Source organism: Pseudomonas frigoris (assembly GCF_047758635.1).
Taxonomy (GTDB): domain Bacteria; phylum Pseudomonadota; class Gammaproteobacteria; order Pseudomonadales; family Pseudomonadaceae; genus Aquipseudomonas; species Aquipseudomonas frigoris.
In genome coordinates, this window is sequence record NZ_CP180479.1 from 4,666,777 (window position 1) to 4,693,281 (window position 26,505).

Annotated in this window: 22 protein-coding genes and 5 tRNA genes; 11 read left to right on the plus strand and 16 right to left on the minus strand. The window is 59.4% G+C overall.

Annotated elements, in window-relative coordinates; all coding sequences use genetic code 11:
* Position 1: 1 nt before the first annotated feature.
* A complete protein-coding gene (locus tag ACMXYH_RS21410; protein ID WP_415764850.1) occupies positions 2-3,280 on the plus strand; it encodes an EAL domain-containing protein in 3,279 nt (1,092 codons plus the stop codon).
* A 242-nt stretch (positions 3,281-3,522) separates the two neighbouring features.
* Here the strand turns inward: ACMXYH_RS21410 and ACMXYH_RS21415 are convergent, their stop codons facing one another.
* The 10 genes from ACMXYH_RS21415 to gltX all read right to left on the minus strand — a co-directional run bounded on the left by ACMXYH_RS21415 (position 3,523) and on the right by gltX (position 9,562).
* The gene (locus ACMXYH_RS21415) at positions 3,523-3,969 is read right to left on the minus strand and encodes an Hsp20 family protein (protein WP_046054224.1); all 447 of its coding nucleotides are present in this window, start codon (positions 3,967-3,969) and stop codon (positions 3,523-3,525) included.
* Positions 3,970-4,090: 121 nt separating this feature from the next.
* Positions 4,091-5,050: a tRNA dihydrouridine synthase gene (locus tag ACMXYH_RS21420; RefSeq protein WP_129443001.1), complete on the minus strand. Its 960-nt coding sequence runs from the start codon at positions 5,048-5,050 to the stop codon at positions 4,091-4,093.
* Between the two features lie 158 nt (positions 5,051-5,208).
* On the minus strand, positions 5,209-5,646 hold the full coding sequence (locus tag ACMXYH_RS21425) for an acyl-CoA thioesterase (RefSeq protein ID WP_415764851.1): 438 nt from the start codon (positions 5,644-5,646) through the stop codon (positions 5,209-5,211).
* A 48-nt stretch (positions 5,647-5,694) separates the two neighbouring features.
* Positions 5,695-6,528: an alpha/beta fold hydrolase gene (locus ACMXYH_RS21430; protein WP_415764852.1), complete on the minus strand. Its 834-nt coding sequence runs from the start codon at positions 6,526-6,528 to the stop codon at positions 5,695-5,697.
* 31 nt (positions 6,529-6,559) lie between these two features.
* Positions 6,560-7,099, minus strand: coding sequence for a TetR/AcrR family transcriptional regulator (locus ACMXYH_RS21435; RefSeq protein ID WP_008028313.1), 540 nt, complete (start codon positions 7,097-7,099; stop codon positions 6,560-6,562).
* Positions 7,100-7,281: 182 nt separating this feature from the next.
* A tRNA-Glu gene (locus ACMXYH_RS21440) sits at positions 7,282-7,357 on the minus strand.
* Between the two features lie 80 nt (positions 7,358-7,437).
* Positions 7,438-7,513 (minus strand) — tRNA-Ala (locus tag ACMXYH_RS21445).
* 53 nt (positions 7,514-7,566) lie between these two features.
* Positions 7,567-7,642: transfer RNA gene (locus ACMXYH_RS21450), tRNA-Glu, on the minus strand.
* 79 nt (positions 7,643-7,721) lie between these two features.
* A tRNA-Ala gene (locus ACMXYH_RS21455) sits at positions 7,722-7,797 on the minus strand.
* A gap of 283 nt (positions 7,798-8,080) precedes the next feature.
* A complete protein-coding gene (gene gltX / locus ACMXYH_RS21460) occupies positions 8,081-9,562 on the minus strand; it encodes a glutamate--tRNA ligase (protein ID WP_415764854.1) in 1,482 nt (493 codons plus the stop codon).
* 219 nt (positions 9,563-9,781) lie between these two features.
* Here gltX and ACMXYH_RS21465 point away from each other — a divergent pair, with 219 nt between their 5' ends.
* Both ACMXYH_RS21465 and ACMXYH_RS21470 read left to right on the plus strand, forming a co-directional pair.
* The gene (locus ACMXYH_RS21465; RefSeq protein ID WP_415764855.1) at positions 9,782-10,831 is read left to right on the plus strand and encodes an HlyD family secretion protein; all 1,050 of its coding nucleotides are present in this window, start codon (positions 9,782-9,784) and stop codon (positions 10,829-10,831) included.
* Positions 10,821-12,371 carry an MDR family MFS transporter gene (locus ACMXYH_RS21470; protein ID WP_415764856.1) on the plus strand — a complete coding sequence of 517 codons (1,551 nt, stop codon included), beginning with the start codon at positions 10,821-10,823 and terminating at the stop codon, positions 12,369-12,371. The genes ACMXYH_RS21465 and ACMXYH_RS21470 overlap by 11 nt, the downstream gene beginning before the upstream one ends.
* 135 nt (positions 12,372-12,506) lie before the next feature.
* On the opposite strand, the gene uvrB is transcribed toward ACMXYH_RS21470, so the two are convergent.
* Entirely contained in the window at positions 12,507-14,522 is a 2,016-nt protein-coding gene (uvrB, locus tag ACMXYH_RS21475; RefSeq protein ID WP_149631826.1) for an excinuclease ABC subunit UvrB, read from the minus strand.
* Between the two features lie 338 nt (positions 14,523-14,860).
* Between uvrB and ACMXYH_RS21480 the strand changes: the two genes are divergently transcribed.
* Entirely contained in the window at positions 14,861-16,057 is a 1,197-nt protein-coding gene (locus tag ACMXYH_RS21480) for an amino acid aminotransferase (RefSeq protein WP_046047749.1), read from the plus strand.
* A 232-nt stretch (positions 16,058-16,289) separates the two neighbouring features.
* Positions 16,290-16,490, plus strand: coding sequence for a hypothetical protein (locus tag ACMXYH_RS21485; protein WP_415764857.1), 201 nt, complete (start codon positions 16,290-16,292; stop codon positions 16,488-16,490).
* Here ACMXYH_RS21485 and ACMXYH_RS21490 read toward each other — a convergent pair.
* Positions 16,487-16,717 (minus strand): hypothetical protein, encoded by a 231-nt coding sequence (locus ACMXYH_RS21490; protein WP_033061947.1) that lies wholly within the window; start codon positions 16,715-16,717, stop codon positions 16,487-16,489. The genes ACMXYH_RS21485 and ACMXYH_RS21490 overlap by 4 nt on opposite strands.
* Before the next feature lie 227 nt (positions 16,718-16,944).
* On the opposite strand from ACMXYH_RS21490, the gene ACMXYH_RS21495 reads away from it, so the two are divergent.
* Together ACMXYH_RS21495 and ACMXYH_RS21500 are read left to right on the plus strand one after the other, a co-directional pair.
* A tRNA-Asn gene (locus ACMXYH_RS21495) sits at positions 16,945-17,020 on the plus strand.
* Between the two features lie 186 nt (positions 17,021-17,206).
* A complete protein-coding gene (locus ACMXYH_RS21500; RefSeq protein ID WP_415764593.1) occupies positions 17,207-18,232 on the plus strand; it encodes an IS110 family transposase in 1,026 nt (341 codons plus the stop codon).
* Between the two features lie 318 nt (positions 18,233-18,550).
* Here ACMXYH_RS21500 and ACMXYH_RS21505 read toward each other — a convergent pair whose 3' ends face one another.
* Entirely contained in the window at positions 18,551-20,068 is a 1,518-nt protein-coding gene (locus tag ACMXYH_RS21505; protein ID WP_415764859.1) for a nucleobase:cation symporter-2 family protein, read from the minus strand.
* A 184-nt stretch (positions 20,069-20,252) separates the two neighbouring features.
* Between ACMXYH_RS21505 and ACMXYH_RS21510 the strand changes: the two genes are divergently transcribed.
* From ACMXYH_RS21510 to ACMXYH_RS21520, 3 genes are all read left to right on the plus strand, one after another.
* Entirely contained in the window at positions 20,253-20,714 is a 462-nt protein-coding gene (locus tag ACMXYH_RS21510; RefSeq protein WP_129442983.1) for a hypothetical protein, read from the plus strand.
* Positions 20,711-21,163: a hypothetical protein gene (locus tag ACMXYH_RS21515; protein ID WP_415764860.1), complete on the plus strand. Its 453-nt coding sequence runs from the start codon at positions 20,711-20,713 to the stop codon at positions 21,161-21,163. The genes ACMXYH_RS21510 and ACMXYH_RS21515 overlap by 4 nt, the downstream gene beginning before the upstream one ends.
* A 130-nt stretch (positions 21,164-21,293) precedes the next feature.
* Positions 21,294-21,779, plus strand: a complete 486-nt coding sequence (locus tag ACMXYH_RS21520) for a hypothetical protein (protein WP_415764861.1) — start codon at positions 21,294-21,296, stop codon at positions 21,777-21,779.
* A 21-nt stretch (positions 21,780-21,800) separates the two neighbouring features.
* Here ACMXYH_RS21520 and ACMXYH_RS21525 read toward each other — a convergent pair whose 3' ends face one another.
* From ACMXYH_RS21525 to ACMXYH_RS21535, 3 genes are all read right to left on the minus strand, one after another.
* A complete protein-coding gene (locus tag ACMXYH_RS21525) occupies positions 21,801-22,628 on the minus strand; it encodes an arylamine N-acetyltransferase family protein (RefSeq protein WP_415764862.1) in 828 nt (275 codons plus the stop codon).
* A 111-nt stretch (positions 22,629-22,739) separates the two neighbouring features.
* The gene (locus ACMXYH_RS21530) at positions 22,740-23,534 is read right to left on the minus strand and encodes an exodeoxyribonuclease III (RefSeq protein WP_415764863.1); all 795 of its coding nucleotides are present in this window, start codon (positions 23,532-23,534) and stop codon (positions 22,740-22,742) included.
* A gap of 99 nt (positions 23,535-23,633) precedes the next feature.
* Positions 23,634-26,204 (minus strand): bifunctional diguanylate cyclase/phosphodiesterase, encoded by a 2,571-nt coding sequence (locus ACMXYH_RS21535; RefSeq protein WP_415764864.1) that lies wholly within the window; start codon positions 26,202-26,204, stop codon positions 23,634-23,636.
* Between ACMXYH_RS21535 and ACMXYH_RS21540 the strand changes: the two genes are divergently transcribed.
* Positions 26,203-26,442, plus strand: a complete 240-nt coding sequence (locus ACMXYH_RS21540; RefSeq protein WP_415764866.1) for a hypothetical protein — start codon at positions 26,203-26,205, stop codon at positions 26,440-26,442. The two genes, ACMXYH_RS21535 and ACMXYH_RS21540, sit on opposite strands and share 2 nt — an antisense overlap.
* The last annotated feature ends 63 nt before the right edge of the window (positions 26,443-26,505 follow it).

Here is a 26,505-nt window from a genome sequence, read left to right on the forward strand (position 1 = left end):
CATGCCGAAATCTGTTGACCGTATTCCGCCGATGCCGCGTATACAGGCGCTTGACCCAAAACGGTCCGAGCAAAGCTGGGAAAGCGCCCCACAATTGCTGGCCGCCCTAAACGGTGCACGTTTGGGCGCCTGGTATTGGGACATCGAACGTGGGCAGATCAGCTGGTCGCGGGGTACCCAGGCGCTGTTCGGCTTCGATCCCCGGCAACCGCTGCCGGCGGATCTGGAATACCTCGACTTGCTGCCGCCAGAGGATCGGGCCAAAACCATTCGCGCCTTCGATGCGGTGATTGCTGGCGCCCCGCTGGAACAGGCGATGCATCACCGCATCCGCTGGCCCGACGGCAGCCTGCACTGGCTGGAGATCAACGGCAGTCTGCTGCCGGACAAACACGGTCGACCGCGCATGATTGGCGTCATCCGTGAAATCACCCACCAGCGCCAGCGCGAACAGGCGTTGAGCAGCTCGGAAAAACGCTTCGCCACACTGTTCCACCTGTGTCCGAACATGGTCCTGCTGACCCGCCAGGAAGACGGCCTGATCAGCGAAGCCAACCAGTATTTCGAAAGCCTGTTTGGCTGGCCAGTGCAGGACGCCATCGGTCGCACCACCCTGGAACTGGGCCTCTGGGTGAATCCGGAGCAACGGGCGCAACTCGTCAAAGCCACCAAGGCCAAGGGCGAACTGATCAACATGGAGGTGCAATTTCGTGCCAGCAACGGCCAGGTCCACGACGGCATCCTCAGCGCGCAAAAGGTCGAGCTCGAGGGCCAGCCGTATCTGCTGAGTACGTTCCTTGACACCACCGAACGCAAAGCCGCCGAACATGCCCTGAAAGACAGCCAGGAGCGCCTCGACCTGGCGCTGGATTCAGCGCAACTCGGTACCTGGGACTGGCACATTCCCAGTGGCATGCTGTACGGCTCGGCACGCGCCGCCCAGCTGCACGGACTGGACCCCATACCTTTCCATGAATCCTTCGACGAGTTTTTCGAAGGCGTACCCGGCGAAGAGCGCGGCACCATGCGCGACGCCTATCGCAGCCTGCGAGAAGGTCCTGCCGGCAATTATCAACTGACCTACCGCGTGCAAATGCCGGACGGTAGCTCACGCTACCTGGAAAGCCGCGCCCGACTCTATCGCGATGAAAACGGTGTCCCGCTGCGCATGGCCGGTACGCTGCTCGACATCACCGATCAGGTGGAGCGTGAGCAGCTGCTGGTAGCGTCCGAAGAGAAGTTCGCCACCCTGTTCCAGGTCAGCCCGGACCCGATTTGCGTGACCCGTCAGGACACCGGCCAATTTATCGAGATCAACTCCAGCTTCACCCAGATCTTTGGCTGGAGCGCCGCCGATGTGATTGGCCGCGGTGCCGATCAAATCGGTCTATGGGACGCCTCGGCGCAAAGCCTGCGACGGATCGAGCAGGTCATCCGCGAACAGGGTTTGAACAACGTGGCGATCCTCGTTCAGCACAAAGACGGGCAAGCCCTGACCTGCGTGATTTCCAGCCGCCAGATCAGCGTCGGCGACCAGCCGTGCATCGTCACCACCCTGCGCGATATCACTCAGCAGCAACGCTCGGAAGCCGCGCTCAAGGCCAGCGAAGAGAAGTTCGCCAAGGCCTTCCACTCCAGCCCCGACGCCATCACCATCACCGAGCGCGACACCGGGCGTTATCTGGAGGTTAACGATGGCTTCTGCCGCCTGACCGGCTACCGCGCCGATGAAGTGGTCGGTCGCACGGTGTATCAGGTCGGCATCTGGGCCGAGGAAAAACAACGTTCGGCGCTGCTCGCCGAACTCCAGATCAAGGGTCGGGTACTTCATCAGGAAATGCTCGGACGCAATAAACGCGGCGAGTTACTGACCGTCGAAGTTTCGGTAGAACCGATCACCCTCAACGAAACCGCCTGCCTACTGCTGACCGCGCGGGACGTCAGCCTGCTGAAAAACGCCGAAGCGCAGATCCGTCACCTGGCCTACCACGACCCGCTGACCAACCTGCCCAACCGCGCCCTGCTGATGGATCGCCTGAGTCAGCAGATTGCCCTGCTCAAGCGCCACAACCTGCGCGGCGCCCTGATGTTTCTCGACCTTGATCACTTCAAGCACATCAATGATTCGCTCGGTCATCCGGTGGGCGATACCGTGCTGAAAATCATCACCGCGCGCCTTGAAGCCAGCGTGCGCATGGAAGACACCGTCGCGCGTTTGGGCGGTGATGAATTCGTGGTGCTGCTCAGCGGGCTCGAAGGCTCGCGCAACGAGGTCAGCGAGCAAGTCCTGCAACTGGCGGACACCTTGCGTGAACTGCTGTCGGAGCCGATGTTCCTCGACGGACAACGCCTGCAAGTAACCCCGAGCATCGGCATCGCGCTGATTCCCGATCACGGTTCGACCCCGACCGACCTGCTCAAACGCGCCGACATCGCCCTCTACCGGGCCAAGGATTCGGGCCGCAACACCACGCAGATGTACCACAACACCATGCAGAAGGCGGCGAGCGAACGCTTGCGCATGGAAACCGACCTGCGCCTGGCCCTTTCCCGGGGTGAGTTCCGCGTGCATTACCAGCCTCAGGTCGACGCCCGGAACGACCGCATCGTCGGCGCCGAGGCGCTGGTGCGCTGGAACCATCCGGAACTCGGCGCGCAATCACCCACCGAGTTCATCAAGGTGCTGGAGGACAGCGGACTGATTCTGGAAGTTGGCACCTGGATCGTCGACGAGGCCTGCAGCGCCTTCAAACAGCTGATCGCCAAAGGCCTGGTCGATCCGCTGGACTTCAGCCTGTGCGTGAACATCAGCCCGCGGCAATTTCGCCAGAACGACTTCGTCGAACGCATCGAACACAGCCTCGCCCGCCACGGTCTGCCCTGCTCGTTGCTGAAACTGGAAATCACCGAAGGCATCGTGATCCAGAACCTGGAGGACACCATCAGCAAAATGTGTCGCCTGAAAAAACTCGGCGTGAGTTTTGCCATGGACGATTTCGGCACCGGTTATTCCTCGCTGACCTACCTCAAGCGTCTGCCGGTCGACACCCTGAAAATCGACCAATCGTTCATCCGCGACGCCACCACCGACCCCAACGACGCCGAGATCATCCGCGCCATCGTTGCTATGGCCCGCAGCCTGGAATTGAAAGTGATTGCCGAAGGGGTAGAGACACCGGAGCAGCTGGAATTCTTGCAGGGGCTGGGCTGTCATTTCTATCAGGGGTATTTGCACAGCCCGCCGCTGCCGGTGGAGGATTTTCAGAAGTTGCTCAAGTGAGCGCGGCGCACCTGCAATTTTTGCAGCTGCCTTGTGGCGAGGGGATTTATCCCCTTTCGGCTGCGGAGCAGTCGTAAAACTGTATGTGCGGTCTCCCTGAAACACCGCATCGCATGATTTCACGACTGCTTCGCAGCCGAACGCAGGCTCGGCAGCTGCTACACAGCATGCGCAATGCTTGAAATCATCTGGATGACGGGTACAAAAAAGGGCGCCAGTGGCGCCCTTTTCATTGCTCTGCCTTAGTGCTGCAAAGCTGGCTTTTGCGTCCCGTTGATCGGGATGCGTTTGGCTTTCGCCTCTTCCGGAATCACCCGCAACAGGTCGATGCTCAACAAACCGTTGCTCAGACCGGCGGCCTTGATTTCGATATGGTCCGCCAGACGGAAGGACAGTTTGAAGGCACGCTGTGCGATGCCTTGGTACAGATAAGTGACGGCTTCGCTCGCGTCACGTTTGCCGCCACTGATGGTCAGCACACCTTTTTCCACTTGCAGCTCCAGGTCTTCTTCCTGGAAGCCGGCGGCCGCAACGACGATGCGGTATTGGTCGTCGCCGTGTTTTTCCACGTTGTAAGGTGGGTAGGTGCTGCCTGGCTCGTTGCGCAGGGCGGTTTCGAACAGGTCATTGAAACGGTCGAAACCTACCGAGGAACGGAACAGTGGTGCCATGGAAAATGCAGTACTCATGATTCAAATCTCCTGAAACATATCAGCAAGTTTTTTTGTCTCCGCGACCCGAATTCGGCATCGCGTAATCCTTAAATAAGGACCGCTGATTGCTTTTCAAGAGATTATTTACAGATTTTTTTCAGGCTGCTGCGGACACCTGAAGACCCAGTAAACGCGAGACCTGATCCAGTTCGGTCTCACGACGCAGCACAGTGAACAGCTCGACCGCTTCGGGATAATTGCGGGTCAGCATCGCCAGCCACTGCTTCAAGCGACCCGGCGATTGGCGTGGCGTCATCTGCGCCTTGGCTTGCAGCCAGAAGTCCTGAATCAGCGGCAGCAGCTCGGCCCAGGTCATCTCGACGACGTCCTCACCGGCCCGCGCCATTGCAATTTGCCGTGCCAGGTCCGGGCGCGAAACCAGCCCGCGGCCGAGCATGATGTCCTCGACGCCGCTGATCTCGCGGCAACGACGCCAGTCTTCGACGCTCCAGATATCGCCATTGGCGAACACTGGAACCTTGACCACATCCTGCACCCGCGGGATCCATTCCCAATGGGCCGGCGGCTTGTAGCCGTCAGTTTTGGTCCGCGCGTGAACCACGATGTGCGCAGCGCCCCCTTCGGCCAGGGCCGTTGCGCAAACCAGCGCACCGTCGGGGCTGTCGAAACCGAGGCGCATCTTGGCAGTCACTGGAATGTGCGCCGGAACGGCGCGACGGACATGTTCGACGATCTGGTTCAGCAGCTCAGGCTCTTTGAGCAGCACCGCACCGCCACGAGACTTGTTCACAGTCTTGGCCGGGCAACCGAAGTTCAGGTCGATGACCTCGGAACCCAGTTCGCAGGCCAGCGCGGCGTTTTCCGCCAGGCATACCGGATCGGAACCGAGCAGCTGCACCCGCAGCGGTACGCCGGATGCGGTGCGGGCACCGGTCAGCAGTTCAGGGCCGAACTTGTGGTAATAGGCAGGCGTGAGCAGCTGATCGTTGATCCGAATGAACTCGGTCACGCACCAATCGATACCGCCCACACGGGTCAGCACGTCTCGCAGGATGTTGTCGACCAACCCCTCCATGGGCGCCAAAGCAATTTGCATGAAAAACACACTCAACGAAAAACGTGCGGCAGTTTACAGGTTTTGCTCATGTAGGAGCTGTCGAGTGAAACGAGGCTGCGATCTTTTGATGTTGTCTTTGAAGTGCAAGATCAATAGATCGCAGCCTCGTTTCACTCGACAGCTCCCACAAGGGACAGTCAGGCCGGGAGTTGCAACGCAGGGCCGTAGCCCTCGATGAATTCCGCTGGCATGCGCCTGGGCTTACCGGTCGACAGTTCGATGCAGACAAAGGTGGTTTGGGCCCGCAGCAACGTGGTGTTGTCGCTGGGGCGCTTCAACTGGAAGTGTCGGGTCATTTTCAGACGCTGGTCCCAATCGACGATCCAGGTCGCCAATTGCAACTCATCGCCTTCATAGGCAGCCGCCAGGTAATCGATCTCGTGCCGCACCACCGCCATCGCCCGATCCAGACGACGATACTCGACCAGGTCCAGGCCCAGCCGCTGGGAGTGGCGCCAGGCACAGCGTTCGAGCCAGGTCACGTACACCGCGTTGTTCGCGTGACCCAGCCCATCGATGTCCTCTGCGACGACTTCCAGATCAATGATAAATGGCGTTGCCCGATCCCAGCCCATGCCCCACTCCTGGTCAGAAAATTTTGACCGGGGCAGTGTAACGGATGCTCAAGCCGATTGGCGCGATTGCAGACTGCGACCGGCCAGCAGCGAAAGAACGCCTTCGATCACCCGAGGGTCAGCCAGCACCCGTTGATGACCACCCGCTTCCAGGCGCAGTAAACGGCTATCAAACCAGGCTTCGTTGATCAGCTGCGATTCCTTGACCGGAACGTAGCAGTCGTCTTCGGCATGAACGATCAGGCCGGGCATGTCGAGTTGATAGTGCGCGACATCCAGCGCCGCAGCCCGCATGCCGACGTCTCTTTCGATCTGACGAATGAACGCTGAACGGGCTTTCGGTGGCAAACGCACGTAACGTGCGAAACCGCGCAACACGCCGAGAATCCGAGCCGGAGCGGCGATAGTGACCAGGGTTTCGGTGCGCAAGCCCAGCTGAACGGCGAGCATGGCACTGGCGCCACCCATGGAGTGACCGATGACCGCTTGCAGCGGCGGCAACTCGGCAGCGGCTTCAAGCATGGCTCGAGCAAACAGCACGACGTTCGCTTCGCTGCCCGGCGAGCGACCGTGAGCCGGACCGTCCAAAGCAACCACGGTGTAACCGGCATCGACCAGTGCGGTGATGAGGCTCGCAAACTGCGTTGGCCGACCCTCCCAACCGTGCATCAGTAACACGGCCGGACCCTGCCCCCAACGCAGTGCCGAGAGGCCGAAGCGCAAGGTGATCCGCTCGGATTTCGCCAGCAGCGGCAATTCCCAATCACGCGGCGGCAACTCGCGCGGCGTCATGAATGCCCGTCGCATTTTGTTCGCAACCAGTTTTGGTGCGACCCAGCCCAAGGTGCCATTAACGCCACGAACCCACTTCAACGTGCTCATCGCTCTCACTCCTCAGGCCAAGGCCTTCAGGTTATAGCACCGCCGATTTGGCGGCGCGCAGCAATCGATCGGACAATTCTCCTGGCCCCAATGCGCGAGCCAAAGCCAAACCACCGACCATCAAGGCCATGTCGGCCAAAGCTTTGTCGGTGTCTTCCGGGCTGGCCGCCAACTGCGCGACCATCATTTCCACATGCTCATTCAACGCCACGCGAAACGCGTCCGGCAGGCGCCCCAACTCACCGACAGAAGCCGGAATCGGGCAGGCTGACTCAGAGGAATCACGGTGTTTGCGCGACAGATAAAACGCAGCAACCAACGCGCGACGCTCTTCGCCGGTCAATTCGGCGTCCATGTCGGCGATCAAGCCACGGCGATGACCGAGCAGTTGCTTGAACGCTTCCAGCATCATCGCGTCCTTGCTTTCGAAGTGCGCGTAGAAGCCGCCGACGGTCAGGCCGGCCGCGCCCATCACTTCGCCCACGCTCGGTTCGGCCGGGCCGCGCTGAATCAGCGCAGCGCTGGCAGCCTTGAGGATGCGTTCGCGGGTTTGAGCTTTTTTATCGTTCATCGTTGCCTCCGAATATTACGACTAGAATATTATTCTCATAATAATTTTTCGCAAGTCGTGGATGTGACCGCTGGTCTGAAGAACAGTTTGAAAGAATTAGGGGATTTGGCAAACGCCAGACAAACAAAAGGGCCATTCAATAATTGAATGACCCTTATAAAATCCCGCAGAGCGGGTAATCGTGGCGTCCCCTAGGGGACTCGAACCCCTGTTACCGCCGTGAAAGGGCGGTGTCCTAGGCCACTAGACGAAGGGGACGCAAAACCTTCTATACAACTGATCAGTGCTGAGAGCTGATCGATTCAAGGCCGGTGTGGCCAGACCTTGAACTGTAAAATTGGTGGAGCTAAGCGGGATCGAACCGCTGACCTCCTGCATGCCATGCAGGCGCTCTCCCAGCTGAGCTATAGCCCCGGATTTTTCGCCTCGCGGCGGAGCGACATCTTGCAACATCGCTTCTGTAAAACTGGCGTCCCCTAGGGGACTCGAACCCCTGTTACCGCCGTGAAAGGGCGGTGTCCTAGGCCACTAGACGAAGGGGACGCAAACCCTTCTATACAACAGATCAACGCTGAGTGTTGATCGCTTCAAGGCCGGTGTGGCCAGGCCTTGAAGTGTAAATTGGTGGAGCTAGACGGGATCGAACCGTCGACCTCTTGCATGCCATGCAAGCGCTCTCCCAGCTGAGCTATAGCCCCTCATCGCTGAGGACGGGGCGAATCTTAATGGCGCATCGGAAGGCTGTCAAACTTATTTTTAACAATTTCCAAAATTTTTTGTCGCCATAACAATCACTTACCGCCCTCCCCCGTAAATCCGGGGATGTATCCGTTCCTGTAGCAGCTGCCGCAGGCTGCGTTCGAGTGCGTAGCGCTCGCGATTCGGCCACCCTGCCCTTTCAGACAGATTGTGTTGCTGCCATAAGGGGCTGCTGCGCAGCCCAACGCAGCCTTCGGCAGCTGCTACAGAGAACAGTGGGAATCAGGCGATGTTGCCCAAGAGTTTTTCCCACTCCTTGTTTTCCTTCTTCGACACGCCGCCCAGCAAGTCGATCGCCTGGCGCAGACGGAAACGGGTCAGGTCCGGGCCAAGGATTTCCATCGCATCGAGCACCGAGACCGAACTGGCCTGGCCAGTGATCGCGGCAAACATCAGCGGCATGGCGTCACGCAGCTTCAGTTCCAGGGATTCGACCACCGCATGAATCGTTGCGGTGATGCTGTCCTTCTCCCACTGACGCAAGCTTTCCAGCTTCCACAGGATCAACTGCATCAACTGACGCACCTGATCGCCCGACAGCTTTTTGGATTCAAACAGTTTGGCGTCCGGGTTCACGCCACCGGCGAAGAAGAAGCCGGCCAGAGGCGCGACCTGGCTGAAGGTTTCAACCCGACCCTGCACGTGCGGCGCGATCTTCATCATGTATTCCGGGTTCAGCGCCCATGTTTGCAGGCGCGAAGCGAACTCTTCCACCGGCAGGTCACGCAGCCATTGGCCGTTGAGCCACGACAGCTTCTCGATGTCAAAAATCGGCCCGCCGAGGGAGACGCGGCTGAGGTCGAAGTTGTCGACCATTTCCTGCAGCGAGAACTTCTCGCGCTCATCCGGCATCGACCAGCCCATGCGACCGAGGTAGTTGAGCATCGCTTCCGGCATGAAGCCCATGCGCTCGTAGAACGTCACCGAGGTCGGGTTCTTGCGTTTGGACAGCTTGCTCTTGTCCGGGTTACGCAGCAGCGGCATGTAGCACAGCTCTGGTTGTTCCCAGCCGAAGTACTCGTACAGCAGAATCAGTTTCGGTGCCGAGGGCAGCCATTCTTCGCCGCGCAGAACGTGGGTGATGCCCATCAGGTGGTCATCGACCACGTTGGCCAGGAAGTATGTCGGCAGGCCGTCGGTCTTCATCAGCACTTGCATGTCCATGCGATCCCACGGGATCTCGACGTCGCCACGCAGCATGTCCGGCACCACGCAAACGCCTTCGCTCGGCACTTTCATGCGGATCACGTGCGGCTCGCCAGCGGCCAGGCGGGAAGCGACTTCTTCCTTGGACAGCAACAGCGCACGGCCGTCGTAACGCGGGGTTTCGCCGCGGGCCATTTGCTCGGCGCGCATCTGGTCGAGTTCTTCGGCCGTACAGAAGCACGGGAAAGCGTGGCCCATTTCGACCAATTGCTGGCAGTACTTCTGATAGATGTCGCCACGCTCGCTCTGACGGTAAGGACCGTGCGGGCCGCCAACGTCCGGGCCTTCGCTCCAGTCGATACCCAACCAGCGCAGGGCGTCGAAAATCTGTTGTTCGGACTCGCGGGTCGAACGCAATTGGTCAGTGTCTTCGATCCGCAGGATGAACTCACCGCCGTGCTGCTTGGCAAAGCAGTAGTTGAACAAAGCGATGTAAGCGGTACCTACGTGGGGGTCCCCGGTAGGCGATGGCGCGATGCGAGTGCGGACGGTGGTCATGGCAAGTCTCGAAATGAAGATAAAACAAAGGGCGAATGGTAACAGGCGTTGCCCGCCCGGCTCCAGTGAGCAGGGCATTTAAGCCAAGGTTGCGTCTACAACGGGCTCCAGCCTTGGTGAATGGCCGATTATCAGCCGATGGCATTTACCCATCATTCGCTATATGCCAGATTTGACCACTGATAACTTTCCTTACAATTTCTCGACTACAGTCTGCCCATGCCTGCCCAACTCAAGCGTCGCCTGTTTATTTTCCTGCTGCTCGTCCTGCTGATTGCCGGGGGCTTTTTCGCCCAGTGGTTCTTCAAGGGGCGATTCTATGAAAGCACCGACAACGCTTATGTCCAGGGCGAGATCACCCGCGTGTCGAGTCAATTGGGCGCGCGCATTGATCAGGTGCTGGTGCAGGACAACCAGCACGTCGAGAAAGGCCAGTTGCTGATCAAGCTCGAAGGCGATGACTTCCACCTCGCCGTCGACCGCGCCAACGCTACCCTCGCTACCCGCCAGGCCGAACGCCTGCAAGCCCAGAGCAAACTCACTCAGCAAGCCAGCCTGATTGCCGCCAGCGACGCGCAAGTTGCCTCCAGCCAGGCCAGCCTCGGTCGCTCGCAGATCGACTTGTCTCGCGCGCAAACCCTGCGCAAACCCGGCTATGTCTCGGAAGAACGGGTGACCACCCTCTCCGCCGACAACCACATCGCCCGCTCGCAAGTGACCAAGGCCCAGGCGGACGCACAAAGTCAGCGCCAACAAATCAACTCCCTGGCCGCCGAGATCAAACGCCTCGACGCCATGATCGCCAACGCCAAAACCGATCTGGCCCAGGCCGAACTGAACCTGACCCGCAGCGAAATCCACGCGCCCATCAGCGGCCTGGTCGGCCAGCGCGCCGCCCGCGAAGGCCAGTACGTGCAGGCCGGCGCTTACCTAATGTCTATCGTTCCGGATCAGGACATCTGGATTCAGGCCAACTTCAAGGAAACCCAGATCGGCCGCATGCAGCCCGGCCAAACCGCCGAGCTGACTTTCGACGCCTACAGCAACACGCCCATCGAAGCACGAGTCGACAGCCTGTTTGCCGCTTCGGGCGCGCAGTTCAGCCTGTTGCCGCCGGACAATGCCACCGGCAACTTCACCAAAGTCGTACAACGGATTCCGGTAAAACTGACCTTCGCCGCGGACAATCCGCTGCAAGGCAAGATTCGTCCGGGCATGTCGGTCACCGCCAAAGTGAACATCAACGACGCCCCTGACGATGGCCGGTGATCAACTGATCCGCCCGGTCGGCGAACCGACCCGGCGGGACTGGATCGCGGTAATGAGCGTGATGCTCGGTGCCTTCATGGCGGTGCTCGACATCCAGATCACCAACTCGTCACTCAAGGACATTCAGGGCGCGCTGTCGGCGACCCTGGAAGAAGGCTCATGGATTTCCACCTCGTACCTGGTGGCGGAAATCATCATGATCCCGCTGACCGCGTGGCTGGTGCAGTTGCTCTCGGCGCGGCGGCTGGCGGTGTGGGTGTCCCTCGGGTTTCTCGCTGCTTCCCTGCTCTGTTCCATGGCGTGGAGCCTGGAGAGCATGATCGTCTTCCGTGCCTTGCAGGGTTTTACCGGCGGCGCGCTGATCCCTCTGGCGTTCACCCTGACGCTGATCAAACTCCCCGAACACCACCGCGCCAAAGGCATGGCGATGTTCGCCATGACCGCAACGTTCGCACCCTCCATCGGCCCGACCCTCGGTGGCTGGCTGACCGAGAATTGGGGCTGGGAATACATCTTCTACATCAACATTCCGCCGGGCCTGATCATGATCGCCGGTCTGATGTACGGCCTGGAGAAGAAAGAAGCTCACTGGGAGCTACTGAAAAGCACCGACTACCTGGGCATCCTCACGCTCGGCGTTGGCCTCGGTTGTTTGCAGGTGTTTCTGGAGGAAGGCCATCGCAAGGACTGGCTGGAATCGAGCCTGATCGTAACCCTGGGCAGTATCGCGCTAGTCAGCCTGATCACCTTTGTGCTCGTGCAGACGTCCAAACCCAATCCGCTGATCAACCTCGGCATCCTGCGCAATCGCAACTTTGGTTTATCGAGTATTTCCAGTGTCGGGATGGGCGTCGGATTGTATGGCTCGATCTACCTGTTGCCGCTGTACCTGGCGCAGATCCAGAACTACAACGCCCTGCAAATCGGCGAAGTAATCATGTGGATGGGCGTACCGCAGCTGTTTCTGATTCCACTGGTGCCGAAGCTGATGAAGTACGTCTCGCCGAAATGGCTGTGCACGTTGGGTTTCGGGCTATTTGGATTGGCGAGTTTTTCATCGGGGGTGTTGAACCCGGACTTCGCCGGGCCGCAGTTCAATCAAATCCAGATCATCCGCGCGCTGGGCCAGCCGCTGATCATGGTGACCATCTCGTTGATCGCCACGGCGTACATCCTGCCGCAGGACGCGGGGTCGGCGTCGAGCCTGTTCAACATCCTGCGCAACCTCGGCGGTGCGATTGGCATCGCCCTCCTCGCCACGCTGCTGGATGCGCGAACCAAGACTTACTTTGATTATTTACGTGAAGCGATTGTGCCGACCAACCCACAGGTGGCCGAGCGCATGGCGTCGCTGACGGATCGGTTTGGCAGTGAGACGGCAGCGCTGGGCAAGCTCAGTGAAATCGCGCATCAGCAGGCGTCGATCATGGCTTACAACGATGCGTTTCACTTTGTCGGGATTGCGCTGGGGGTCAGCATGTTGGCGGTGTTGCTGACCAAGGCGTTGCCGGCGGGATTGAAGGCTGGAGAAGCACACTAGCTGAAAATTGTGGTGTTTCGTCGGACGCCTTCGCGAGCAAGCCCGCTCCCACATTTGACCGCGTCCGGCCGGACAACTCGATCGAATGTGGGAGCGGGCTTGCTCGCGAAGAGGCCATAACAGCCACCGTAAGACTCAGACGGTGATCAACCGCTCACGCAACTTGCCAATCTCGTCGCGCATCTGCGCCGCGGCTTCGAACTCCAGGTCGCGGGCGAGTTGGTACATTTTCTCTTCCAGCGCCTTGATACGCTTGGCGATCTCGCCCGGTGAGCGCAGTTCGGCTTCGTACTTGGCGTTTTCCTCGGCAGCTTTGGCCATGCCTTTGCGCTTCTTGCTGCGCGAACCCGGCACGGTGGCGCCTTCCATGATGTCGGCAACGTCCTTGAACACGCCCTTGGGCGTGATGCCATTGGCCAGGTTGAAGGCGATCTGCTTGTCGCGACGACGCTCGGTTTCGCCGATCGCCCGCTCCATGGAACCGGTGATGCGATCCGCGTAGAGAATTGCCCGACCATTGAGGTTGCGCGCCGCCCGGCCGATGGTCTGGATCAGCGAGCGTTCGGAACGCAGGAAGCCTTCCTTGTCCGCATCGAGGATCGCCACCAGCGAGACTTCCGGCATGTCCAGGCCTTCACGCAGCAGGTTGATCCCCACCAGCACATCGAAGGTGCCCAGACGCAGGTCGCGGATGATTTCGACCCGCTCCACCGTGTCGATGTCCGAGTGCAGATAACGCACCCGTACGCCGTGGTCGGCCAGGTAATCGGTCAAGTCTTCGGACATGCGCTTGGTCAGCGTGGTGACCAGCACCCGCTCTTCCAACGCCACGCGCTTGCCGATTTCCGAGAGCAAATCGTCAACCTGGGTCAACGCCGGGCGGATTTCGATTTGCGGGTCTACAAGGCCAGTCGGACGCACCAGCTGCTCGACCACGCGACCGGCGTGCTCTGCCTCGTAATTGCCCGGCGTGGCCGAGACAAAGATTGTCTGCGGGCTGATGTTTTCGAACTCATCGAAACGCATCGGCCGGTTATCCAGCGCGGACGGCAGACGGAAACCGTATTCCACCAGCGTCTCTTTACGCGAACGGTCGCCCTTATACATGGCGCCGACCTGCGGCACGCTGACGTGGGATTCGTCGATCACCAGCAGGGCGTCAGCCGGCAGGTAGTCAAACAAAGTCGGCGGCGCCTGGCCGGATTCACGGCCCGACAGGTAGCGCGAGTAGTTTTCGATACCATTGCAGTAACCCAGTTCGAGGATCATCTCCAGGTCGAAACGGGTGCGCTGCTCCAGGCGCTGGGCCTCAACGAGTTTATTGTTGGAGCGCAGGTAGTCCAGGCGCTCCTGCAACTCGACTTTGATCCCTTCGACGGCACCCAGCAGGGTTTCTCGCGGGGTCACGTAGTGGCTTTTCGGATAGAACGTGAACCGCGGCAATTTGCGGATCACTTCGCCGGTCAGCGGATCGAAGGCGGACAGGCTCTCGACTTCGTCATCGAACAGCTCGATGCGGATCGCTTCGAAATCGGATTCCGCCGGGTGGATATCGATTACATCGCCGCGAACCCGGAAGGTCGCACGGGCAAACTCCATGTCGTTGCGGGTGTATTGCAGGTCCGCCAGGCGACGCAGCAACGCACGCTGATCGAGCTTGTCGCCGCGATCCACATGCAGAACCATCTTCAAATAGGTTTCCGGACTGCCCAGACCGTAGATGCACGACACCGTGGTGACAATGATCGCGTCCTTGCGCTCCAGCAGTGCCTTGGTCGCGGACAGCCGCATTTGCTCGATGTGATCGTTGATCGAGGCGTCTTTCTCGATGAACGTATCCGATGACGGCACGTAGGCTTCGGGCTGGTAGTAGTCGTAGTACGAAACGAAGTATTCGACGGCGTTGTTCGGGAAGAACGCCTTGAACTCACCGTACAACTGCGCGGCCAGGGTCTTGTTCGGCGCCAGCACCAGGGTCGGACGCTGAATCTGGGCGATCACATTGGCGATGCTGAAGGTCTTGCCCGAGCCGGTCACACCGAGCAACGTCTGGTGCGCCAGCCCGGCTTCGATGCCCTCGACCATCAGGCGGATGGCTTCCGGCTGATCGCCGGCGGGCTCGAAGCGGGTGACTAGCTGGAATTCAGACATGAAAAACCTCTGGGTTCGCGCCTGTCCGGGCGAACCGGGCAGCAACGGGAAAGACCGCAAACGACTGATGTCGCCCGAGGAAAAAACTGGATTGTGCTCAATGTGGTGTCGATTGCCTGCTCTTTCAAGGCAAACGTCCTACATCCCGTGAATCCTTTGACGACGCCAATCGACTAACGGTCGAAAAATAATCGGAAAAACTTGGCGGAAAAGCCGAAACGTCTGTCGCCATCGGTCGCCGATGGCCTCTATACTAGCTCCCCGTTTGTGCACCGCTCTAGTGCATTCGGCTGGAGCGCGACACGTCCCTCCACTCTCCATTCAGAGCCGCCGCAAAAATGAGCCTGTTCTCCGCTGTCGAAATGGCACCACGCGATCCAATCCTGGGCCTCAACGAAGCATTCAACGCCGATACCCGTACCAACAAAGTCAACCTGGGGGTCGGTGTTTACTGCAACGAGGAGGGGCGAATTCCACTCCTGCGCGCCGTTGTCGAAGCCGAGACGATTCGCGTCGCTCAACACGCTTCCCGTGGCTACTTGCCAATCGACGGTATCGCCGCCTACGACCAGGCTGTGCAGAAACTGCTGTTCGGCAATGACTCGCCACTGATCGCCGCTGGCCGCGTCATCACTACCCAGGCCGTTGGCGGTACTGGCGCGCTGAAAATCGGTGCCGACTTCCTCAAGCAACTGCTGCCGAATGCCGTCGTGGCGATCAGCGACCCGAGCTGGGAAAACCACCGCGCGCTGTTCGAAACGGCCGGTTTCCCGGTTCAGAACTATCGCTACTACGACGCCGCGACCCACGACGTGAACCGTGTTGGCTTGCTGGAAGACTTGAACGCCCTGCCGTCCGGTTCCATCGTTGTCCTGCACGCTTGCTGCCATAACCCGACCGGCGTGGACTTGAGCCCGGCGGACTGGAATAACGTACTGGACGTGGTGAAAGCCAAAGGTCACGTACCGTTCCTCGACATGGCCTACCAGGGCTTTGGCGATGGTATCGACGAAGACGCCGCTGCCGTGCGTCTGTTCGCTGAATCGGGCCTGACCTTCTTTGTCTCCAGCTCGTTCTCCAAATCCTTCTCGTTGTACGGCGAGCGCGTGGGCGCCCTGTCGATCGTCAGCGAATCGAAAGAAGAAAGCGCGCGCGTGCTGTCGCAAGTCAAACGCGTGATCCGCACCAACTACTCCAACCCGCCGACCCACGGTGCAAGCATCGTCGCCGCTGTACTGAACAGCCCGGAACTGCGCGCTCAGTGGGAAGAAGAACTGGCTGAAATGCGTCTGCGGATTCGCGGCATGCGCATTCAGATGGTTGAGCAGTTGGCGAAGCAAGCTCCACAGCGTGATTTCAGCTTCGTCGGTCGTCAGCGCGGCATGTTCTCCTACTCCGGCCTGACGGTTGAGCAAGTGACCCGCCTGCGCAGCGAGTTCGGTATCTACGCCCTGGACACCGGCCGCATCTGCGTCGCCGCGTTGAACCAGAGCAACATCGACGTTGTGACCAAGGCCATCGTTGCGGTGATCTGAGTCGTCGAGCGGTAAAAAAACGGGAAGCCCTTGGGCTTCCCGTTTTATTTGCCTCAGATAATTCCCAGCGCAGCGAACGACCGCTCTAGACTGCACGCAGATCAAATGTGGGAGCGGGCTTGCTCGCGAAAGCGGCCGATCAGTCACATTGATGCTGAATGTGCCGCCGCCTTCGCGAGCAAGCCCGCTCCCACAAGGTTTTATGTACACCCGAGAATTTTTGAGAGCCGACATGAAAAACGATGACCTACGCGCCGACCGAGATGAGCTGGACCTCTTCGTGCCTCGCACCCCGGCCAAACGCAGTAACAACCTGGTGATGCAAGTCGCTGCCGGCGTGTTTCTCGGCGGCCTGGCCTTGTGGCTGGTGCAGCTGGCCGCAACGATGCTGTACGCCAAACTGATGCTCGCCACCGTCACCTTCGGCGGTTAGGCCAGTTCGGTTGCGCGCTGGCTGGCAGCGTCGTCATAGGCAACGTAGAGCGATTCGGCGACCTGGCTTTTGATGGCCTTGGCGCTTTCCAGGCCCAATACAAAACCTTCCGCCTTGCCACCGGCACGGTTCAATTCGTCAGCGGTGCTGGCCTGAGTGATTGCGTCGAACAGTTTTTCGGCGTGAGGGCCGACGCCTTTGGGCAGGCTGATCTGAGCGATGCTCATGCGAACACCCCGTTGTGACGAGGTGTGATGGTTGGGTGATTCATGGCGCGTACCTTTTCGGCGAATGGCCGGCAGCGCGTGTAACCACTTCCGGGCCGCCATGGTAGACCTCTGAGGAGATTCTGGTAACCGCCCACGGTCGATAAACCACCTTCCGCCCCCATGAACCCGCCAAATTGCTAACAGGTGCTTGACTTCCCTTTTTGAATCAGTAACATACACGTCATTCCGCGATAGCTCAGTTGGTAGAGCAAGTGACTGTTAATCACTGGGTCCCTGGTTCGAGTCCAGGTCGTGGAGCCAGACAGCAATATCGAAAAGCCCCTGAATCGAAAGGTTCAGGGGCTTTTTTGTGGCCAAAAGATCGCAGCCTCGTTTCACTCGACAGCTCCTACAGAGAATTGCGTTCCCCTAATGAAATGGCTACCCCCGCCGCCGCCCGTGATCGCCCACTAAGCTTTCACAGGGGGCTCATCGGAGACCGTTGCCATGAAAGTAGCTATTGCCGCCATCGACTTAGGAAAACGTACCTTCCATCTGCATGCACAAGATGAGCGCGGGAATGAGCTCTACCGCAAAAAATTCACTCGAATGACGCTCATCCAACATCTGGCGAATCTCGAACCCTGCACCGTCGTGATGGAAGCCTGTGGCGGCGCCCACTTCATGGCACAACAGGTCGCCAAGCTGGGCCATACGCCCAAGCTCATCGCCCCTCATCTCGTGCGTCCTTACGTGAAAAGCAACAAGAACGACTTCGCCGATGCCGAGGCGATCTGCGAGGCGGCGACTCGCCCCACCATGCGCTTTGTGCCGCCCAAAACCCAGGCCCAACAGGCGCTGGCCATGCTCAACTCCACCCGCGATGCGTTCATCAAAGACCGCACCGCAACCGTCAATCGGATTCACGCCGCCCTTCTGGAGGTTGGCGTCAGCCTGGCCCCCGGCTTCAAGTCGATCAATGAACTGCCGGGGCTGCTTGAGACGAGTTCATTCTCTGAGGCCATCAAACTAAATCTGACGATGCTGCATGAGCACTTCAACTACCTGACTGAGCGGATCAAGACACTGGATAAGCGAGTGCAATGCCAGGCCGCTGAAGATGATCTGGCATCGCGCTTGATGACAATACCGTGCTTAGGCCCGATCACCTCCACCGTCCTGGCTGCCGAGTTGGGCGATGGCAAACAATTCAAATGCGGCCGAGGCTATTCAGCCTCCATCGGGCTGGTGCCCAAACAGCATTCCACGGGCGACAAGACCGTCCTGTTGGGCATCAGCAAGCGCGGTGATCGAAACCAGAGGCGCCTGCTCATCCAGTGCGCCCGTGTCTACCTGATCCAGCTGGAGCGACAGAAAGGCGCTTTGGCGGACTGGGTCCGCCAGTTATTAGCGTCCCACCATCACTCCAATCTCGTGGTCTGTGCGCTGGCCAACAAGCTGGCGAGGATCGCCTGGGCAATCGCAGCACACCACACTGAATTCGATGCAGGGCCAGCCAAGATGAACGCCTGACCCTGCTGTCACCCGAGCACCACCCACCTGGTTTTGCGATGCTGGATAACAGATGACGTGAACGGCCAACCGGCCTGACGACAACCCTGAGCTCCTACACGGCTGAAAGGCCGTTCCACTAATTAGGATCGTCGGGCATCGATTCTCATCGAGGCGCGGGGACCACAACCCCCACTCAGACGCCGGATAGATGAAAGCAAGCCAAACACGCATCAAAAACAGTATTGCAGAAAAGGGGGTAACCATAGATGTAGGAGCTGTCGAGTGAAACGAGGCTGCGATCTTTTGATCTACCAGCCTTTTAAGCGAATACAACTGTCAGACATGCTCACTGCTTTTGGCATGAGCCGCTCGATGCTCGCTCGACTCATGGCCCGCCTCCACCACTGGAATCTCATTCCCGTCGCAGTCACGCAGTTTGCCTTCGCTGAAATAATCCCCTTCGCGCAACGCTGCCAGATCCTGATAACGCAGAACGCGCTCAGTACCGGCCGCGAACACCGACTGTTGATCCGAGTTACCGGCAGTGAGGTGGTTGAAGGTCAGGTTCAGCACGATGGCCATGATCGCCGAGGAGCTGATGCCCGAGTGGAAGATTGTCGCGAACCAGCTGGGGAAGTGGTCGTAGAAATTCGGCGCAGCGATGGGGATCATGCCGAAGCCGATGGAGGTGGCGACAATGATCAGGTTGACGTTGTTGCGGTAGTCGACCTTGGACAGCGTACGAATACCACTGGCCGCCACGGTGCCGAACAGCACGATACCGGCGCCGCCGAGGACAGAAGTCGGTACAGCGGCGATGACGCGCCCCATAAACGGCAGCAAACCGAGGACTACCAGAAACAAACCGCCGGTGGCCACCACGAAGCGGCTCTTGATCCCGGTCACCGCCACCAGCCCGACGTTCTGGGCGAAGGCACTTTGGGTGAAGGAGCCGAAGATCGGCGCGATCATGCTCGACAGCATGTCGGCGCGCAGGCCGTTGCCCAGTCGTTTGGAGTCGACCTTGGTGCCGATGATTTCACCCACCGCCAGGATGTCAGCCGAGGTTTCCACCAGGGTCACCATGACCACGATGCACATCGACAGGATCGCGGCGAAGTGGAAGGTCGGCATGCCAAAGTGGAACGGCGTCGGGAAGCCGAACATCGGGCCTTGAGTGACAGACGAGAAATCCGCCATGCCAAGGAACACCGCGATCACCGTGCCGATAACCATCGCCAACAGGATCGACAAACGAGAGATGGTCGCGCTGCCAATCTTGCTCAACAGCAAAACCAGCACCAGCGTCACCGCCGCCAGACCGATGTTCGCCATGCTGCCGAAGTCCGGGGCATGGCTGTTGCCGCCCATGGCCCAGCGTGCAGCGACTGGCATCAGCGTCAGGCCGATGGTGGTGATCACAATGCCCGTGACCAGCGGCGGGAAAAACTTGGTGATTCGCGAGAACACCGGCGTGATCAGCAGGCCGATCAACGACGCGGCAATCACCGCCCCGAGAATCGATTGAAACCCGCCCTCCCCGCCACTGCTGACAATCGCCACCATCGTCGCGACACCAGAGAACGACACGCCCTGTACCAGCGGCAATTGGCAGCCGAAAAACGGTAAACCCAGCGTTTGCAGTAATGTCGCCAAGCCCCCCGCAAACAGGGAAGCAGCAATCAACAAACCGATGTCCGCCGGTGAGAGCCCGGCCGCCTGGCCGATGATCAAAGGCACCGCGACGATGCCGCCGTACATGGTCAGAACGTGTTGCAGGCCGTAAGCCATATTCGCGCCGATCCCGAGATTTTCGTCCTCAGGCCGTTGGTGTGAAACATGGGGCGTTTTCATGGTTGGGGGGTTCCCTGGTTTTTGTTATGCGCACACTGTATGCAAGACTCAGGACAAATGTCTATAGAGTTGTATACAACTAATCAGTCAGATTATGGACACATGGCCATTCCACACCGGAGACTTGCGCCGCACCTTCCCTGATAAACTCTGCCGCTCCGCACCCTGGCGGACAATTACGGACATGGAAGCCGCCACCTTGAATGATCGCTCAGCACTCGAACACCTTACCCAGATCCTGCCCCTGACCTTTGGCGCGTTTTGCACCGTGGTCGCCGTGCAAGCCCTGGCCATTGCCCTGCCCTATGCCATGGATTCCCCTGATCTGGAGATTGGCCTCTGGGTTGGCGTCGGCGTCTTTTTGCCTTTTTTGGTCGGTGGCGTGTTCTTTGGCGTGGTGCCCGTGCTCGTGGGTTTCACGCCGCTGTACGCCTGGCTCAGCGCCAAGGGTTACGCCAACTGGGTGACTGGCGTGTTGGCTGGGGTGGCGATCGCCGGACTGGTCTGTCTTCACCCTAAATGGCGGTTGCTGTGGATGTTCTGGCTAATCGATGGCGCGGCAGTCGGGCTGATCACCCACTGGGCGTGGCGCCGAGTCCAGAAAATCCAGCGTGACGCAACATCCCGGGCCCTCTCACGACCATGAACACCGTGGAGCGATTTACCCTTTGGCGGCCTGAAGACCCCGACGACCCGAGCCCCGACACATCACCGGTGATCATCGACGGCCACCGCTCAGCGCTGGTCATTTCTGGTCGCACGCTGCTGCGCCAATACGAAACCGCGTCCGGCTATCTGTTGGTGACCGACTTCGATTGCCCCTTTGAAGAAGCCGTGTGCTTTTCGCTGATCAGTAAAGACCTTCAAAGCGTATTGGGCGAACACCTCGTCGGATTCCTGTACAGCTCGTACTATCTGGCAGAGCTGGTATGGCTGGACGAGGTACACTTTTTCGCGACCTTCGCCGGCCTGGTCGATTACCGGTTTTACTTCACGATTCGCCAGTTCGGCATTCCCTGGATTTACCCGAGACTGGGTGTGGCGTGCAGGCGCTTTCATCCCAAGAGCGGAACGTGGCGGCGGGATATTCGTTAAAACGCGAGCCAGCGAGACTCTTAACCGGCAGCCCCTTGAAGCCAAAATCTCCCGGCAACATGACGCAAGGCAAGACGTGCACTACCTTGATAGAGGTACGCTCTCACTGAGACCACGATAGGAAATCGACATGAGCAAGGCTGACCAACTCGCCGCGAAACTGAAGCAAACCCAGCAGTCCAGCGTCGACGCGACACTCTGCGCCGATCAGCAGATAGACGGCTGGCCTGCGCAGGTTTACGAGCTCTACCACCTCATCGAAGCCTGGCTGGCGCCGCTCAGCGAAGCCGGGCTGAACATTCGGCGAGTGCCGACGCACGTCTTCGAGCGTCATCCCGACGGGGCGACCTACGACTACGCCATCGACCAGTTACTGATTGAAGGCAACCACCACAGCATCACCTTCGACCCCGTCGCTCGTTTCACTGAGGATGGTGCCGGGCGGGTCGAGATCCGCACCAAAGGAAAAGCACTCTCGATGCTGCGAACCGTGAGCGAACACGGCGAGACACAGTGGTGGCTGCAAGCGATCGATCAATCCGGGCAACAGCCGGATGCGATTGCCATGACCGAAGACAATCTGCTTTCGGTGGTGCAGGAGGGACTGCAGCTGTGAGGTTCGGGGGCGAAATGTGACTCAGGGTTGTTGAATCAGCCCTTCAATAACCCGGCGCAACGCCGCCTCCCGCGGCACCCGAATGTCGAATTCGCTGCGCAACAAACCCATCAATTCATCCACATCCGTCACCTGCCGCCGTTCAGTCTCACTGCCGATCCGATGAATCGCAAAACTGCCGTTGTTCAGCGTGCGGCGCCACCCTTCCCCGGTGCGCGCCACCATCAGCTGCCTGGCGAACGACGATTCGGGATGAGTCGAGACATACCAATTGCCGACGGCGTAATCGATGTCTTCCTGGCGCTGTAAATCGAAGATGTACATCGCCCGCCATTCGCCGCCGACATTGGCGCGCAGGGTGTAGCCATCCTCGTGCTGCTCGATGCGATAGGGTTCGTGAGGTGTGAACTGTTCAGCCGGGGTATCGAGCATCAGCGGTGCGGTGGGCACCATGCCGCCGAAGCCGACGTCGGTGATGTAGCGCACGCCGTCCAGGGTTACCAGGCTCAAGCGGTGTGTACGGGCGGTCCATGCGCCTTCGGGTTGGCCCATGACCACTCGGCCGGAGATGCCGCGAGCTTCAAAGCCCAGCGCCTGGAGCAAGGCCAGGAACAGGTTGTTGAGTTCGTAGCAGTAACCGCCGCGGCCATCGTGCAGGACCTTTTGTTCGATGGACGGCAAGTCAATAAGCACCGGCTGACCCGACAACGTGCTGAGGTTTTCGAACGGGAAGACGCCGGTGTGGCGCAGTTGAAGTTGGCGCAGGGTTTCCAGGGTCGGCGCCGGAGGCGCGTCGAAGCCCAGGCGTTGCAGGTACAACGCAAGATTGCTCAGGTGTGGCTCGCTCATTGCTCAGTCCTTATGCAGGGGCCGCGGATTTCTCCGCCGATGGGCGCCATGTATAAGGGAAAAAGCGGTTCAACTGACAATTGATTTAGCCAATCGGCGCACACGTAAAGATCAACGCCGCTTGCGCGAACTCAACCGAATCCACGTCGGCGCATGATCACTCGCATGCGGCTCGTTGCGAACCCAGGCATCGACTCCGGCCTCGTGCAGATAAGGGCTCAGCGCCGGGTTAAGCAACAGATGATCAATGCGCAGCCCGGAGTTCTTTTGCCAGTGCTGGCGAAAATAATCCCAAAAGGTATAGAGCCGATCCTCTGGATACAGATGGCGCAAGGAATCGGTCCAGCCCTGGGCCAGCAGGCGCTGATAACACTCGCGGCTTTCAGGTTGCAGCAACGCATCCTTCAGCCAGGATCGCGGGTTGTAGATGTCGAGGTCGGTGGGCACCACGTTGTAGTCACCGGCCAGGACCACGGGATGATCACTGGCCTGAAGCGTCTGCGCGTAGTGGATCAGCCGTTCGAACCACGCCAGCTTGTAATCGAACTTCGGCCCCGGCTGCGGGTTGCCATTGGGCAGGTACAGGCAGCCCACCAGAATCCCGTGCACGGCGGCCTCCAGATACCGGCTGTGGGTGTCGCTGTCATCACCCGGCAGGCCTCGACGACTCTCCAGCGGCTGCGCATCCCGCGCCAGAATCGCCACCCCGTTCCACGAAGACTGACCTTGCCAGATCGCGCCGTAGCCAGCGGCCTCAAGCTCGGCTGCCGGGAATGCACTGTCAATCGACTTGAGTTCCTGCAAACAAGCGATGTCTGGCTGCTCTCGCTCAAGCCAGACCAGCAAGTTGGGTAGTCGGGCGCGCATGCCGTTGACGTTGAATGTCGCGATTTTCAGGTTCTTCATGTTCCAACGCTCGCAACGCAGGGTCGATATCCAGTTGTGACCGGGGGGGCGCCCCGGCAGTTGCCTCTACGAGCGAGTCAGGCGACTAAAGGCACGCCCCTACACTGGAAACTCGTCATGCGATGCCTTGAGCAACGGTAGCAAGGCCTGTTTCTCCATAGGCCGACTCAAGTAGAAACCCTGCACTTCATTGCACTGGTCCGAGACCAGGAAGTCCAGTTGCTCCAGGGTCTCGACGCCTTCTGCCGTCACGGTCAAGCCCATGGCTTTGCCCAGGTTGATGATCGCCTGCACCACGGCGCGATCATTGCCGCCGCCGCTCATGGACGAGATGAAACGCTTGTCGATCTTGATCCCGTCGAACGGGTACGTGCGCAAGTAACCCAGGGACGAATAGCCGGTACCGAAGTCGTCCATGTTCAACCGCACACCCAGTTCCTTGAGCGCATTCATGGTCGCCAACGCGCCATCCACATCGATGAGCATCACGTTTTCGGTGATCTCCAGCTCCAGCCGACTGGCCGGTAAACGGGTCTGGATCAATGCCTCCCTGACGTCCTCCACCACATCGCTGCGGGCAAATTGCACAGGCGACAAATTGACCGACACCATCAACGCACCGGGCCAGGTCAGGGCCGTTTCACAGGCTTCGCGCAACACCCAGCGCCCCAAAGGCACGATCAGGTCAGTCTGCTCGGCCAAAGGGATAAACTCGTCGGGGCTCAACAGCCCCTGTTCCGGATGCTGCCAGCGCAGCAACGCTTCCACCGAGACCACCTGCTTGCCGCCCATGTTGTAGCGCGGCTGGTAATGCATCACGAACTCGTTGTTCTTGATCGCCCGGCGCAAGTCGTTTTCCAATTGTCGGCGGTGCTGGATCTGATCGTTCATGTGCGGCGCAAAGTAGCACCAGGTCTTCTTACCGTTGGATTTAGCCTGATACAGCGCAATGTCGGCACACCGGATCAGCTCATTGGGGATGTGACCCTGACGCCGACTCAAGGCGACACCGATGCTCGCGCCGATGTGCAACGTGTGATGCTCGTAATGAATCGGCTGCTGCAGGCTCTCGAGCAAACGCTCGCAGAACCGGTCGATTTCGGCGTGGCTGTCCATGCCGTTGAGCACCAGCACAAACTCATCACCACCGAGCCGGGCGACCAGATCGATGTCCCGCGTGCACTCGCGCAATCGGGTGGCCACTTCCAGCAGCACGGCGTCGCCAGCCGGGTGCCCAAGGGAGTCGTTGATCGGCTTGAAGTTATCCAGATCGATCATCAACAGCGCCAGCGCCGCCGAATGCCCTTTCTGCGCCAGGGCCTCGTCGAGGAAACGCGCCAGTTTGTTGCGATTCGGCAGCCCCGTCAGGGCATCGTGCAACGACAGATGCTGGATCTGGGCATGGGCAGCGACTTCATCGGTGATATCGCTGGCCGTCCCGCGATAGCCCAGCACCGCGCCCTTGCGATGGATCGGCCGTGCCGAAACCCGGCAAATACGCTGCTGCCCCGACTGATCGCGATAGGAGCAGCGCAAATGGCTGACGGGCTGTTCTTCATTGAGCTTATGCAGCCACAGCGACAAGGGCAGCGTATCGCAATTGAGCAGTTGCCCGATGTCCTGCCCGATCCATTGCTGATCGGAATAACCGGTGACGGTGGCGAAACGTCCTGACAGATAAGAGAGGCAATGCTTGTCGTCGATTTCCCAGATCCAGTCGGAAGCGGCCTCAGCCACTGCACGAAAACGTTCTTCACTGGCCTCCAGCGCCTGGTTCGATAAATCGAGGCTGGTGTAGCTGGCATCCACGTGCCCGGACGTGCGTAAGACATACCGGAAAAAATAAGCGGTCAACAACGCCAAGACCAACAGCGCGCCGCCCAATGGCGGCAGCAGCGACCAGAGTAACTGGTGACCCGGTTGCTCAAGTCGGGAAACCAGGCTGTAGCCGGTGTCCGCCAGTGCCACGGCTGGCCTGCCGGGCGAGATGGCGGTATCAGACGCTAGGTTCAAATCATGCAAACCGTAATCGGCGCTCAAGGCGCTGAGCTTGTCAGGGCTTAACTGGTCGACGAACACCATCACCGAGGTGCTTTGAGGATCGGCCGCCGGCCTTTCGTCATTGGGGACGATCGCGGCAGCCGTCAGCAATGCCGGTTTGCCCTCGAACAGCGTGAACCGGCTGACGGGTTCAATGAGGCTTTCCTGACTCTGGACTGCCTGTATCAGCGTCGCCATCGATGCCGAAAGATAGGTGGTCGCCGCCTCCTGCACCTGAAGCCCGCGCACCACTGCGTATTTGGTTTGCTGATGATCGACCACAAAGACGCCATCGTAGTGATCGATGCTGAACAAGGTTTTGCCCAGGTTCTGCTCAACGTAGGCCCATTGCACATCGACCTTGCCGTTCAAATGGTCGTAGGCGGTCGTCCAGTTTGCATAACTGGCGATGTAGTTTTTCGAGGCGGTGATGCGGTTTTCCAGCGCACGCTGGGTGTAGAAAGTGGTCTTGGCCAGGTCCTGGGCGTCCAGCCTCCCGGCAATGTTGAACAAGGCCAACAGGGCGATCAGCACACCCAGGACAAACAGCAAGCCGATGACAAACACCAGGTTGCGGGTTATCGGCGTATGACGGGGAGCGGCGACAGTGGTAACAGCGTTCATATCCATGCACTTGATCCTGTCAATCGATTGCCTGATCGGGATGCGACGCTCGCAATGCTTTTTTACCAGGGCACTCGCCGAACGCTTACTGAACATAGCAGCCATGCTCGGCCTTGGCGCCTGGATAACGCAAGTCATTGCCGCTAATGAAGAACCGATTACACAACCATTGCCAATCGACGGCCGCTGCCCTGTAATTGCACGGATCGCCCGCGTACCTTTTGATGCCGGGAATGCCTGCTGATGGACATACTGGAAGGCATCGTGCGCCACGAACGGATCATGCCGGACGGACGCAAGCGCCCTG